General features: G+C 61.7%; 9 protein-coding genes. 3 read left to right on the plus strand and 6 right to left on the minus strand.

Annotated elements, in window-relative coordinates; genetic code table 11:
- The 6 genes from RBR41_RS07425 to RBR41_RS07450 form a co-directional block, all read right to left on the minus strand.
- Window positions 1-984 carry a 3-dehydroquinate synthase II family protein gene (locus RBR41_RS07425; RefSeq protein WP_320351947.1) on the minus strand — a complete coding sequence of 328 codons (984 nt, stop codon included), beginning with the start codon at window positions 982-984 and terminating at the stop codon, window positions 1-3.
- A gap of 2 nt (window positions 985-986) precedes the next feature.
- Window positions 987-1784 carry a 2-amino-3,7-dideoxy-D-threo-hept-6-ulosonate synthase gene (locus RBR41_RS07430; protein WP_320351948.1) on the minus strand — a complete coding sequence of 266 codons (798 nt, stop codon included), beginning with the start codon at window positions 1782-1784 and terminating at the stop codon, window positions 987-989.
- A gap of 378 nt (window positions 1785-2162) precedes the next feature.
- The gene (locus tag RBR41_RS07435) at window positions 2163-3281 is read right to left on the minus strand and encodes a DHH family phosphoesterase (protein WP_320351949.1); all 1119 of its coding nucleotides are present in this window, start codon (window positions 3279-3281) and stop codon (window positions 2163-2165) included.
- Between the two features lie 98 nt (window positions 3282-3379).
- A complete protein-coding gene (gene cbiR, locus RBR41_RS07440; RefSeq protein WP_320351950.1) occupies window positions 3380-4300 on the minus strand; it encodes a cobamide remodeling phosphodiesterase CbiR in 921 nt (306 codons plus the stop codon).
- Window positions 4293-5417 carry a glycosyltransferase gene (locus RBR41_RS07445; RefSeq protein ID WP_320351951.1) on the minus strand — a complete coding sequence of 375 codons (1125 nt, stop codon included), beginning with the start codon at window positions 5415-5417 and terminating at the stop codon, window positions 4293-4295. Before RBR41_RS07445 ends, cbiR begins: the two co-directional genes overlap by 8 nt.
- Before the next feature lie 457 nt (window positions 5418-5874).
- Window positions 5875-8787 (minus strand): insulinase family protein, encoded by a 2913-nt coding sequence (locus tag RBR41_RS07450; RefSeq protein ID WP_320351952.1) that lies wholly within the window; start codon window positions 8785-8787, stop codon window positions 5875-5877.
- A 588-nt stretch (window positions 8788-9375) separates the two neighbouring features.
- Between RBR41_RS07450 and rpsB the strand changes: the two genes are divergently transcribed.
- From rpsB to RBR41_RS07465, 3 genes are all read left to right on the plus strand, one after another.
- The gene (rpsB, locus tag RBR41_RS07455; protein ID WP_320351953.1) at window positions 9376-10152 is read left to right on the plus strand and encodes a 30S ribosomal protein S2; all 777 of its coding nucleotides are present in this window, start codon (window positions 9376-9378) and stop codon (window positions 10150-10152) included.
- 139 nt (window positions 10153-10291) lie between these two features.
- A complete protein-coding gene (tsf, locus tag RBR41_RS07460) occupies window positions 10292-11149 on the plus strand; it encodes a translation elongation factor Ts (protein ID WP_320351954.1) in 858 nt (285 codons plus the stop codon).
- 398 nt (window positions 11150-11547) lie between these two features.
- Window positions 11548-13155: a TerC family protein gene (locus RBR41_RS07465; RefSeq protein ID WP_320351955.1), complete on the plus strand. Its 1608-nt coding sequence runs from the start codon at window positions 11548-11550 to the stop codon at window positions 13153-13155.
- Window positions 13156-13415: the final 260 nt, after the last annotated feature.

A 13415-nucleotide genomic window follows, 5' to 3' on the forward strand; every position in this document is an offset into this window, starting at 1 on the left:
CTAAACCTCCTGAATATCTTCGCGCACGCGCATGCCAAAGTGGCGGCCAGCTTCGTCCAGGCGGCAGAGCACGCGGTCGCCGGGCTTGAGGCCCACAACGCTCACGGCTTCGCCCTCTGGCGTGGTCAGGCGGATGGTCTCGGCATTCTGCAGAAAAACAGCGCCGGTCTTCACGCCGTCATCGGTCTGCACCTGCGCTTCCACCAGCAGCATGGGGCGCACTTCAATCTTGACCCGCCCAAGGGTGGCGACGCTGGTTTCACCGGTATAGTCCACAACAAGCACTTCCTGCCCGGCCCTGAATTCGCCAAGGTAGGTGGTCTGGTCGCCCGGCAGGCGCACATAGGCGTGCACGGCTCCGGCATTGACCCTGAAAGGACGTGCGGCCACGTATTCATTGTGCTCGGTTTCGGCGTGCACAAGAAAGGTGAACGCGCTGGAGTTGCCCACCAGCATGCCCTGCCCCTTGCGCAACAGCGAAAGGGTGTCGGCGCAGACGCGGTGCCCCAGGCCCACGGACTCCACACGGGTGATCACGGCAGTCTGAAGTTCTTCACGGGTGCGGGCCATCTTGCACTGAGCCACGATATCCTTGAGATCAGACACGGCCCCTCTGGATACAACAATGCCCGCCACACCGCGTTCCAAAATTCCTGCGGCAAGGCGGGCCTCGTCCAGCGTTCCGGCCTCGGCCAGCACACTGTCGCTCTGCGCCAGAAGGTTTTCTACCGGTATAACCTCCCAGCCGCGAGCCAGCACAACGCGCTCCCCGGCCAGCAGCCTTTGCAGCACGGCCTCTTCATCAGCCTTGGCATTGAGTTCCACCATGGGCGTTTCTTCGGCGGCCCATACGGTGCAGCGCGAAAGACCGGCCACCTGCTGCACATGCTCGCGGGGCACAATGACGCCGTCCACGCCGGACTCAAGGGCCAGCGTTACGTCGCCTTTGTCAAAGGGAGTGCAATTGAAGTAAATGCGTGACATGCCTATTCTCCCACGATGGTCATGGCCTGAGCCACAGAGGCGTTTTCGTGCACGATGGCGCGCAGGGCCTTGACGAGCGCCACGCGGTTGGGATGCTGAAAAACGTTGCGCCCCACTGAAATACCCGCGCCGCCCGCTGCTACGGAGTCGGAAACCATCTGGAGTATCTGGCGGGTGGATTCCATACGTTCGCCCCCGGCAATGACCACGGGCACGCAGCAGGAGGAGACCACCTCGGCAAAGCTGTCCACATCGCCGGTGTAGGGAACCTTGACGATGTCCGCACCCAGTTCCACGCCCACGCGGGCGCAATGGGCCACGATGTTCTTGTCAAAGCCGTTCTTGATCTGCGGGCCGCGCGCGTACATCATGGCCAGCAGCGGGATATGCCAGTTGTCACAGGCTTCGGCCACGCGGCCAAGGTCGGCCAGCATGAGGCGCTCGTTGGGGTCGCCCAGGTTGACGTGCACGGAAACGCAGTCCGCGCCGTGCTTGATGCCTTCTTCCACCGTGCCCACCAGGGTCTTGGTGTTGCCGTTGGGCGTAAGCGCCGTGGAGGCGGAAAGATGGACGATGAGGCCGATGTCCTTGCCCGCGCTGCGGTGGGAGCAGCGCACAAGGCCCTTGTGCATGAGTACGGCGTCCGCGCCGCCGAGGGCCATGTCATTGACGGCGCCACGCATGTCTACAAGGCCGTCGACAGCGCCGATGGTAACGCCGTGATCCATTGGTACGATAATGGTGCGGCCGTTCTCACGATTGATGATGCGTTCCAGGCGGACTTTTTTGCCAAGGTACATGGCTTGCTCCTTTCAGTTGCTGTGCTGCGTATTGCAGATCAAGTACATACTGCCTGTAGCCATGGACCGCGCGGCTGATGACATTTTTGTGCCCGGCTGCCCATACAAGAAAAGGGCCGCCGGCGGTTTGCCTGCGGCCCTTTGAACTTGCTAACTTGTATTTTCGCGTCAGCGAAGCTCCCGACCACAGGCATCCGTAAAGTACGCAAAAAAATACCAGCTATAAAAGCTAGCGGCGTAAGCGGAGGTGTGGTTGGAAGAAATGCGCTGCATAACAAAAATCCTTTTAAAAAACTTCTGCAAAAGAACTACGCCTCTTGGCCGTGGCGTGTCAAGAATATTGTTGAAAAAGCGGCATATTTTTTTACTGTACTGATTTTATTTCTTATTTTTGCAGTCCGAATGTTCATTCGGCGTGTGCGCCAGAGCGGCAGCGGCGAGGGCAGCGGCCGGAGTAGCGGCCGGGGCCGGGGCTGGCGCGGCTTCGTGCGCGGTCTGGGGCCGCAGCTTGCGGGTTTCAAGCCGCTTGAGCACAAAGTCGGCGGGCTTCACGTCTTCCGGCACGGCGTCCAGGCTGAACTCTGCCCGGCCAAGGGTGCGGTGCCCCCCGGCCTGTCCCACATCATAAAAACAGGCGTCGGCCAGGCGGCCAATGTCTCTGGCTCCATCACCACGAAAGATGACAATGACGGTTTTGTCCACAATGCCGCTGACCGCGATCCATTTGAGGCCGTGAACACGGGTAAAAAAGTCCGCCACGGCCACCAGCAGGTCGCCGCTGCTGACTTCATTGAGCCAGGCAAAGGCCCCGCTGCCCCGGCAGTCGGTAAGGCCGCGAAAGGCCCGCGAAAAAAGCGGCAGCCATTCGCGCAGGTATTCACTGCGTATGATGCGGCGCAGCAAGTTGTTGTCCGCATGGCGCGACAGCCACTGATAGGCGCGAAAATCGTCCTCGTCGCCCGACCGTTCAAAAGCCGCCGTATCCGTGCGAATGCCGTAGAGCAGGGCTGTGGCCAGACGCGGGCTGGGCCGCAGGCGCAGGGCCTGAAAATACCGCGTCATGATGGTGCTGGTGGCGCCAAGCCCTGGCCGGATGTCGCAGAAAGAGGGGTGCAGGGGCGCGGCCGTGCCGCACGTGGGCGGCGGCAGGGGGTGGTGGTCAATGATGCAGTCGAAGGGAATGCCCTGAAATGACTTGTGGTGGTGCGGCTGCGAATCCACGATGGCAAAGCGCGTGTACTGGTCGGCCTTTTCGGGCTGCCAGGCGCGCACGGGGATGCGCAGGTACCGTATCATGGCCAGATTGTCGGGCCGGGTCACTTCATTGACGCGGGCGATATCGGCATTGTGCACCCTGGGCAGAAGAAGGCGTTTCAAAGCCATGGCCGAGGCCAGAGCGTCAGGATCGGCATTGATGAGAATGCACCAGCGGTCATCTTTGTCCAGATTTTGTCGCCAGTCCTTCATGTGGGCGACAATTTCGGCAGTGGGCAACATTATTGGGTCATCCTTCGGGGGACTGGCCCCTGATTGTGCGGCAGCGCGGGTTGTATGTTTTGGCTTTTCAAGGACTTTTCGGGCCAGCTGTCGTTTCATTAGTCTTCGCCCGCCAGGGCCGCCAAAACAGGCAATGAGGCCGAGAGGCCGTCCCAGTTGAAAACTTCGATCATGTGTGTGGCTGTGGGCGGCGCGTCAGCCATAAGGCCCTGCGCGATGTGCCGCTGCTCCGGCGTGAAGGCCGTGAGCGGCAGGTGCTGGTCGCCGTTGCCCGGAGCGCTCCAGTGCAGCATGGCCGCCTGGCGCGGCAGTGCGGAGTGCAGCAGCCCTTTTTGAACATAGCCCAGGAGGTGCCCTACGTCCAGACAAAGGCCCAGGCCGTGGTCTGCGAGGAAGCTGCCGCCAAGGCAGAACACATCGCTGTGCGCCACATTTTCCAGCAGCAGGGGCGGCGCGGCGTGCCCCTGCGCGTGCCAGTGCCTCGCGAAATCCGCCAGCAGGCGGCGCTGCAAGGCGGGGGAACCCTCGGGCGGGTGCAGCACGGCGGCCTGCAAGGTCATCTGGGGCACAAGGGCGTACACCCTGTCCAGCACGGCCAGTGCCAGTTGGGCGGCCTCGCGGGCCGGGCTGGTCGCGTTTGCAGCCGCGCTGGCGGGCCAGGGCAGATCCACGGGCAGGTGAGCATGCCAGCGCAGGGGCAGGTGGGCAAGGGAGGCTGGCAGGTCGGCTGGCCCATAGTCCAGGCAGCCGCGCGTTTCAAAAAGGCACAGGCCCACCTCGTCCACCTTGTGAGCCAGAAAGGAGGCGTTGTCGGCCACATTGGCGGCAATGACAAAGGACGGCGCGGCGATGCGGCCTTCAAGCCGCTGGCCCCCGCCCTTGCGCGTCTGCTCCGGCGCGGGGCGTGCCTCTGCCCCGGCGCGTACATCTGTCCCGGCGCGTACCTCTGCCCCGGGGCGTGCCTCTGCCCCGGCGCGTACCTCTGCCCCGGCGCGGGCCGACCGGGAAGGATCAGGCATGGCAGCGGGCCTGCCCCGTCAGCAGGCTTTCAATGCCTGCCGCGTTGCGGATGGGATGGAAAAGGGACGCTGCCGTGGCGGCGGCTTTTCTGCCTGCCAGTTCAAGCACTGCGGGGTGTTCGGCTGTGCGTGCCAGAGCGGCGGCCAGGGCGTATTCGTTGCCCGGCGGCAGTAAAAGTCCGTTTTCGCCATGCCGGATAAAGCCTTCTTCCGTGCCAGTGGCAATGACCGGGCGTCCCAGCGAGAGGGCCTCGATGATGTCCCGCGTCCACGGGTGGCCAGCGCCGTCCGGCTTGACCATGCAGTGCATGGACAGCATGGCCGCTTCCACATTGTCGGTCCAGCCGTGCAGACGCACAATATCTTCAAGGCCCGTGCGCGCCAGAAAGTCCAGTATCTGCCCCACAAGGGGATGATCCGTCCTTGTGGCGTCCACGCCGTAAAAGTGCACTTCAGCATGGTGGGCGCGCAGGGCCGTCGCGGCCTCAAGGCAGGCATTCAGCAGGATGTCGTGCCCTTTTTGCGGGCGCAATTCACTGAAAAAGCCAAAGCGCACGGGTGGGGCCGGGGGCAGCGGGTGAAAGCGCGGCGGCTTCATGGGGGAATTGTATATGATACGGTGCGGGATGCCCCACCGGGCCAGCTGGCGGGCTTCCACCGGGCCGATGGCCGCGGCCGCGTGAAGGTGCTCGCGCAAAAACACGCCCGTGGCGTCCAGTTCCGGCGATTCTTCCAGCACCACTTCACGGGCGATAAGCACTTTGCGCTGCTCTGGAAAGAAAGGGATGAGGTTTGCGCAGGGAAAGCCGTTAAAGCACACGGCCTCGGCCCAGGCGGCCAGGGTTTGCGGCAGATCCGGGGCCGAGGGCAGCCCCTGCGCCGTGGCATCCGGCGGCGCGGCGCACCCCGCGTACACCAGCTTCAGTGACGGATGGGGAAAGACATGCACAGGGATGCCCAGGGCCGCGTAGTTGCCAAGGGCTGCCTTGGACGGATCGGGCGGCAGCATGCTGAGCACCTGTATGTCATGCCGATGCGACAACTGGCGGGCCAGCACGAAGAGGCTGCGGCCGGAGCCGCCGTTGTCTATGGCATGGGTACAGAAGAGCAGGCGCATGGATTTTTTCCATTGTCACTTGGTGGTACTGTGCTTGGAATCAGGGCAATTTCACTAGAGCAGGTTACGAATGAAATGAGTTAAATGCTCTGCAAGGATTTTTCTGAAAATCCTTGCCACGAAATGCGAGTAGGCGGGCTTTTGCCTGCCGTACGCGAGCATTTCAAGTGTTAAATGCTCTAGTGATGCTGTCGCCATCCATAAGGCTTCTTCGTCGCCTGACGGCTGCCGCTTGGAATTACTCCGACGAAGGGCATGGCTGTATGGCCACGGGCGGGCGCACGGCCCGCCCCCGGCCTGGCGATTATGAAAACACTGATTAAAGAGCCTTTTGGAAACGCGCAGGTGTTTCGTTTGGCAAGGCGCGATCTTTTTTCAAGCAGGAGTGGACGCTTCCGTCCTCACTGTTTCAAAAAAAGTGAAGCAAGTCCGCCAAACGGAATACATCAGCGCTTCCTTATACCAGTTTGCTGCTCTGCCAGCCGTGTTCCCTGGCGGCAGCTTCAGCCTTGGGGCCGCCCAGCACGCAGATGTGCCCAGTTTTGGCGGCCTCTGCCAGCACTTCGGAAAACTCGCGAAAATGCTTTTCAGTGGTGGAAAGGATTTCTTCACGCATGATGGCGCGGGCGGCGTCCGTATCATTGGTGAGCCAGCGGCTCAGGGACTGCGCGCCCTTGGCGTCGGGCAAAAGGTAGCTGTCCAGATCGCCGATGGCCCCCACGATGGCCTGGGTCAGTTGGGCCTTGTCGGGCGTAAAGCCGCGCAAAAACTCGGCCATGCCGTCAAAGGCCTCAAGGGTGGCGTCCACGTTGGGGTCACGGTAGGAAGCGCACACCAGGGTGCCGCCCATGCGGTCAAGATTGCAGAAGGCCCCGTACGCGCCGCCGCGCACGCGCACGCGCTCCCACAGGTAGCCCATGCGCAGATAACGCAGGATAACACTGGCCGAGCCGTGGTACACATAGCCCTGGTCATAGATGTTGGCGGCCTTGCCCACATAGTTGATCTGGGCCGGAGCGATGAAGGCTTCGGCTTGGGGCAGGCTCATGGGGGACTCGCCAATGCCGCTGGCCGCGCCGGAGCGGACTGGCGGCAGGGCCTGCAACAGCTGGCGCGCCTGGGTTTCGGCCAGGACAAGGCCAGCGGCCTCGGCGGTGCAGTCAAAAATCGCGCCGGGCCGGGCCACGATACGGGCGCGCAATTCTTCCAGATCGGCCATGAGCGTTTGCGGTTCCTGCTCAAGGCGCTGGAGCATGGAACGAACGCTTTCAAGGTAGCTCAGGCCGGAGGTGCGCTCGGCCAGAGCGCCCGCGCCGGTGAACCGCGCCCGCAAACGGGCGCTGACCGCCGCATGGCCTGCGGACTGGAGGGCGTTTTCCATACGGGCCTTGGCTTCCAGAAGCATCTGGCCCAGGCGCTCCTCAATGACGGCCTGATCCGTGAGGGGTTCCAGAAGTATTTCCTGCATGATGGCGAAGAGATCCGGCAGCTTGTCGTAGACCGCCTTGCCGGAGACGCCCATATAGCTCACGGTATGGCGGCTTTCACGCACGGTTCCCAGCAGGGTGTCGGCTCCCACGCCGCCGGTTTTGGCCGCCATGAGCTCGCCAAGTTCCGTAAAGTCGCGGCGCGCCGTGCCCATTTCGGTCAGGCAGCGGGAAAACAGGGGCAGCAGGGGCACAAGGCGGTCAGGCACATTGGCCAGGGGCAGCAAAAGGGTGGCGTAGGCAATGCCGCTGGTTGGCAGTTCATGGCTCAGCGCGGGTTCCGGCAGCTCCACGATGTTGCGCGGAATGGGCGCATTGTGGCGCGGCAGATCCTCAAGCCCCAGAGCGGGAATGCTGGCAAGGGCCTCCGGGCTGTCGGGCGCGCTCTGCACTTCCTCAAGCCGCAGGGTGTCGGCCGCCATGGCGGCGCGCGCGTCAGCGTCGGCGGCAGCCTGCACGGCGTCCACGCGGGATTTTTCAGCCTCGTCGCGGGCTTTGCCAAGGTTTGTGTCGGGCAGCAGCACGACCATGGCGCGGTGCTCGTTGTTCAGGAACCAGTCCTTTATGGCCTGCTCGAACACCGGCTCACCGGCGCTGATGCGCGCCTTGAGGGATTCCAGCGGCGCTTCCCAGGCAAGGGGAGCCAGGGGGTCGCCGTCGTACAGCCAGGTGGACAGGGCCTGGATCATGGCCGAAAGCCCGCGCGGGAAGCGGCCCGAATTGTTTTCGCGGTAGGCGAATTCCACCGAATTGACGGCGGCTTCCACCGCAGCCTTGGGGATGCCCTCCTCGGCAAGCTGGGCCAGGGTTTCAAAGATGAGCATCTCGACCTTGGGCACGTCCCTTGGGGCCACGCCCTTGAGACCGGTGGAGTAGTACATCTGGCGCAGGTCTGTCTCAAGCCCGCAGCCCGTCGTGTCCTCGCCCAGGCCGGAGGCTATGAGCGCCTTGCGCAGGGGCGAGCCCGGCAGGCCCTCAAGGATATGCTCCAGCATTTCCATAAGCAGGGCCTGATCCACGTCGCCGCGTTCGCCCAGCAGCCAGTTGACCGTGAGCAGTGCGCGCTTTTCGCCTTCAGAGGCGGCATAGGGCACTTCAATCTGGCGCGGGGTGTCCAGGCGTTTTTGCAGGGGCACGGCAGAGTTCACGGGCCGGGCGGTGTAGCCTTTCAGGGATTCGTTGACAAGGCGCAGGCGCTCGGCTTCCGGGTCGTCGCCCCAGAAAAAGAAGCGGGCGTTGCTCGGGTGGTAGTAGCTGCTGTGAAAATTGGAAAAAGCCTCATAGGTAAGGTCGGGGATGCGCTCGGGATTGCCGCCGGAGTCAAGGCTGTACAGGGTGTCGGGGAACAGCGCCTGCTGGCTCTGCTCGGAGAGCACGGAGTCGGGCGAGGAGTAGACGCCCTTCATTTCATTATAGACCACGCCCTTGTAAGACCAGGGGCCGTCGGCGCTGGGGGCTTCCACATGCCAGCCTTCCTGCTTGAGGATGTCCTCGCTGATGCGCGGGTGGAAGACGGCGTCGATGTAGACGTCAATGAGATTGTAGAAGTCGCGCAGATTGCAGCTCGCCACGGGATAGCAGGTCTTGTCCGGAAAGGTGAAGGCATTGAGAAAGGTCTGCAGGGAGCCCTTGAGCAGTTCCACAAAGGGTTCTTTGACCGGGTACTTGTCGGAACCGCAGAGCACGGAGTGCTCCAGAATATGGGCCACGCCGGTGGAGTCGGTGGGCGGCGTGCGAAAGCTCACGCCAAAGCATTTGTTTTCATCCGTATTGCTGATGGAAAGCAGTTGCGCGCCCGTGGCCTCATGCAGCCACAGCCGGGCCATGCCGTCCACTTCGTGGAGATGCCGTTCGGTGACAAGAGTAAAACCGTTGTTATTCATATTGATTCCTGCAAATAATTTTGGGGCCTGTTGGGAGTCTACGGCAAATGAACCCAGACTATAAGGGCTGCGGCGGGGTTTGAAAAGGGGCGGCAAAGCGCAGGCCGTGGGCCGCCTCTGGCGTCACTTGGCGTCACTGCGCGGCAACGTCCGGAGTTTTGCGCTGTGGGCATTCCTGCTCCCTTTCTGTCCCCGTCCCTTCCCGCCACCACCGGTTCGCCTCACCTCACCCGCGCAGACCCGGCAAGAGGCAACGGCAGGCCCGGCAAGGCGACAACGGCAGGCGCAGCAAGAGGACAAAGGCAGGCCCGGCAGGGGGCAACGGCAGGCCCGGCAAGAGGACAACGGCCCGACACTACAAAAGAATTACGCCCTGCGCCGCCTGACGGTCAAAAAGAGCGCACCCGTGCTTGCCAAGCGTGATTCGATCATGTATGTACTCCCTTTCTATCAAGCACACCCAGGCAGCGGCCCGGGGTGCCCGGTGGAATGCCGCGTGTGGCGGCGTTCTTTTTGCGCCAAAGGCGCAACATCGGGTTGCAGGGTCAGGGCGTGGGTGGAAGAAAACAACCCTTTGGAGGAATCCCAATGGCTTACGTCAGCATGAAGCAAATGCTGGAAACCGGCGTGCATTTCGGTCACCAGACCCGCCGCTGGAACCCCAAGATGCGTCCCTACATTTTCGGCGCGCGTAACGGTATCCATATCATCGACCTGCAGCAGACCGTAAAGCTCTTCCGCATTGCCCACGACAAGGTTGTGGACACTGTTGCCAAGGGCGGCAAGGTTCTGTTCATAGGCACCAAGCGCCAGGCTCAGGAAGCTGTGGCCACCGAGGCCGGTCGCGCCGGACAGTACTATGTGACCAATCGTTGGATGGGCGGCACGCTCACCAACTTTGTCACCATCCAGAAGAGCGTTGATCGCCTGAAGAAGCTGGAAGTCATGTTTGCCGACGGCAGCATCAACCGCTACCAGAAGAAGGAAATCCTGCTTCTGGAACGCGAAATGAACAAGCTGGAACAAACCCTCGGCGGCATCAAGAACATGGACCGTCTGCCCCAGCTTGCCTTCATCATCGACCCGCATCGTGAAGACATCGCCGTCAAGGAATGCCGCAAGCTCGGCATCCCCATCGTGGCCGTTACGGACACCAACTGCGACCCCGATGTCATTGACTATATCATTCCCGGCAATGATGACGCCATCCGCGCCATCAAGCTTTTTGTGGCCTCTTTCGCCGAAGCCTGCACGGAAGGCGAAGCCATGAGCAAGGACCACAAGGGCGAAGGCTCCAACGCTGAAGAAGCCATGCAAAAGGCTGCTGCTGCCGAGGCCGTGGCCGAAGCTGCTCCCGCCCAATAACCGGCTTTTCTGCTTTCGCATTTTGGGGGCAGCGCAACCAGTATAGATGGCTGCGCTGCCCCTGTTTGGATGCAGCACCGCACTATTCAGGCCTATTTGATAACTCCGGTTTCAGGCCGGACGCATTTTGGAGAATACAATGGCTATTACCGCTCAACTGGTAAAAGAACTGCGCGAAATGACTGGCGCCGGCATGATGGATTGCAAAAAAGCCCTGGTGGAAGTGGAAGGCGACCTGGAAAAGGCCGTTGACTGGCTGCGCCAGAAGGGCATGGCCAAGGCTGCCAAAAAGTCGGGCCGCGCCACCAGTGAAGGTCTTGTGACCGTGACCCTGAGTGATGACGGCAAGACCGTGGCCATGGCTTCGCTTTTGTGCGAAACCGACTTCGTGGCGCGTGGCGAGCAGTTCCAGAACATGGCCGCCAAGCTGGCCAAGACCGTGCTGGACAACGCCCCCGCTGACGCCGTGGCCCTTGAATCCCTTATGGGTGAAGAAGTGACCCAGCTTATCGCCTCTGTGGGCGAAAACATGCAGATCGGCAAGTTTGCCCGCCACACCAAGCCCGGCGAAAGCTCCGTCATCGGCCAGTACATCCACGCCAACAGCAAGATTGGCGTGCTGGTGTTTCTGACCTGCGGCAAGGCCGAAAGCGCCGCCAAGCCCGAAGTGCAGGAACTGGCCAAAAATATCGCCATGCAGGTGGCCGCCGCCAGCCCCATGGCTCTTGACGCCGCCAGCCTGGATCAGGCCGCTGTGGAGCGCGAACGCGAAGTCTACCGCCAGAAGGCTCTGGAAGAAGGCAAGCCCGCCAACATCGTGGACAAGATCGCCGACGGCGCCGTGAAAAAATTCCAGAAGGACGTGTGCCTTATGGAACAGCCTTACATTCGCGACGACAAGAAGACCATCAGCGACATCGTGCGTGAAACCGGCAAGACCGTTGGTGATGAAATCACCGTCACCGGCTTTGAGCGCATCCAGCTTGCCGCCGAATAATACTATCTGACTCGCCATGACCGGACGGGTTCGCCTGTCCGGACGGGTTCGCCTGTCCGGTCATAGAGCATGCATTTTTTTAAGGGTGCATGCTGCAAGCCGCGCGAGAGCGCAGCGCGCCGCAACACGGCGCAGATTCAGCCGAAGATCGCGTTTTCGGCAGAATGACGACGTTGCAATGTGAAGCATTTCAGCGTTATGCTAAGTCGAATACCGCGCCTTCGGGCGTAGCAGACTATTGACAAAAGGGGGCTTCGGCCCTCTTTTGTCTTTTTGAGGCCACGTCCGGCCTGCGGCGGGCGTCTGCTCTCGCAGCCGCCAGAGCAATTTTACTTTGAAATTGCTCCAAGGTCGGAATTCAGTTTTACAAGAAGGGGCACAGCCCCGGAGCAGAATATATGCTGGAATTTTCATGGGTAACGCAGCTTTCCGCCTGGGCCGGTCTGGGCACGCTGGTACTGCTGGAAGTGGTGCTTGGCGTGGACAACCTGGTCTTTATTTCCATACTTGTGGGAAGGTTGCCCGGCGACCGCAAGCGGCAGGCTTTCTTGGTGGGGCTTGGGCTGGCCCTGCTCATGCGCATGATCCTGCTCACCATCATGGCCCGTCTGGCCACGCTGATCACGCCCCTGTTCGTGCTTGGGGGGCACGGCTTTTCAGCGCGTGACCTCATACTCATGGCCGGAGGCGTCTTTTTGTTGCTCAAGGGCACCATGGAGCTGCACGACCGGCTTGAAGGCCACAGCGGCAGATATGCCGGAGAAACGGAGCACCATCCCGGATTCTGGCAGGTGATTTTTCAGGTGGTGGTGCTGGACGCGGTATTTTCGCTGGACTCCATCATCACGGCCGTGGGCATGGTGGAACATGTCACCATCATGATGCTGGCCGTGATCATAGCCATGAGCATCATGCTCATGTCTGCCGGGCCACTGCTTGCCTTTATGGAGCGTCACCCCACGGTCATTGTGCTGTGCCTGGGCTTTTTGCTCATGATCGGCCTGAGCCTTCTGGCCGACGGTCTGGGCTTTCATATTCCCAAGGGCTACATGTACGCGGCCATTGTGTTTTCGCTCCTGGTGGAAATGTGCAACCAGTGGGCGCTGCGCAACCGACGAAGACGCTTCAGCATGCGCGACATGCGCGAGTCCACGGCCCGCGTGATCCTGAATATTCTGGGCGGGAGCGCGCCTGGGCAGGGCGATACCCAGCTCGACGCAGCCGCCCTGGCGGGCGAAACCAAGGAACGGCTGTTCGCGCCGGAGGAACGGGCCATGCTGGCCCGCGTCATTCGCCTTGGCGGACGCACGGCCCGTTTTATCATGGTGCCGCGCCAGCGCGTGAACTGGCTGGACAGCAATGCCGACAGGGAGACCGTGAGCAAGCATGCCGCCGCGTCACGGCTGGCCTGGTTGCCCGTGCTGCGCCGCGACACCGACGAGGTGCTTGGCGTGGTACACCCTGGCGACATCCTCATGCGCGAAGGCGAGCAGCCCGAAGGGCAGTGGGATCTGACCAAGTTCATCCGGCCAGCGCCCACCATCTTCGAGCATACGCCCCTGCCTGTCATTATGGAGGATTTTCGCACCCATCCTTCGCCGCTGGCCTTTGTGCGCGACGAATACGGCAGCGTGGTGGGCATCATCACCCCGGCCGAGCTTTTGAGCGTGCTGGCCGGGCAGATGGGCGACATGCCCGCCGGGCCGGAAGCCTGCCGCCGCCCCGACGGCAGCTGGGTCATGCCAGGGCGGCTCACCATTGACCTTTTTGCCAGCTGGCTTGGCATCAGCCTGCCCAAGCGCCTGGACAGCGCGACCCTGGCCGGGTTCATTCTGGAGCGCCTTGGGCGCATACCCGAAAAAGGCGCGCACCTGCACTATCAGGGCTGGGATCTGGAAATCACGCGCATGGACAGGCGGCGCATTGACGAAGTGCGCGCCGTGCGCCTGCTGACGCCCCCGGTCAAGGGAAAGAAAAAAGCCAGGGATGCCTCCGGGCGGCGCTGATTGAAAACTCCGTCGTAAAACTGTTGACAAGCTGGCGGCCTCGGCTGTAATTTTACAAACGGTATGACAATGTACAACACATCTTTCTTCTTCAGCGGCATGATTTGCCTCGTTATGGTCGGCCTAGTAGTACGGGACCGATCTTTAGGCGCGTCATAAGCAGGGAAGAACAAAAGGTATATGTGAACCCCGCCGGCGCGAGCTGGCGGGGTTTTTTTACACCCGAAGACCGCCAGCAAGCCCAGCCAACGCAAAAGGAG

This window comes from Desulfovibrio sp. (genome assembly GCF_034006445.1).
Taxonomy (GTDB): Bacteria; Desulfobacterota; Desulfovibrionia; order Desulfovibrionales; family Desulfovibrionaceae; genus Desulfovibrio.

Excerpts from the sequence above, each read along its gene's own strand:
- RBR41_RS07425 (WP_320351947.1), bottom strand. The coding sequence starts at position 984 with ATGTCACGCATTTACTTCAATTGCACTCCCTTTGACAAAGGCGACGTA.
- RBR41_RS07430 (WP_320351948.1), bottom strand. The coding sequence starts at position 1,784 with ATGTACCTTGGCAAAAAAGTCCGCCTGGAACGCATCATCAATCGTGAG.
- RBR41_RS07435 (WP_320351949.1), bottom strand. The coding sequence starts at position 3,281 with ATGTTGCCCACTGCCGAAATTGTCGCCCACATGAAGGACTGGCGACAA.
- cbiR (WP_320351950.1), bottom strand. The coding sequence starts at position 4,300 with ATGCCTGATCCTTCCCGGTCGGCCCGCGCCGGGGCAGAGGTACGCGCC.
- RBR41_RS07445 (WP_320351951.1), bottom strand. The coding sequence starts at position 5,417 with ATGCGCCTGCTCTTCTGTACCCATGCCATAGACAACGGCGGCTCCGGC.
- RBR41_RS07450 (WP_320351952.1), bottom strand. The coding sequence starts at position 8,787 with ATGAATAACAACGGTTTTACTCTTGTCACCGAACGGCATCTCCACGAA.
- rpsB (WP_320351953.1), top strand. The coding sequence starts at position 9,376 with ATGGCTTACGTCAGCATGAAGCAAATGCTGGAAACCGGCGTGCATTTC.
- tsf (WP_320351954.1), top strand. The coding sequence starts at position 10,292 with ATGGCTATTACCGCTCAACTGGTAAAAGAACTGCGCGAAATGACTGGC.
- RBR41_RS07465 (WP_320351955.1), top strand. The coding sequence starts at position 11,548 with ATGCTGGAATTTTCATGGGTAACGCAGCTTTCCGCCTGGGCCGGTCTG.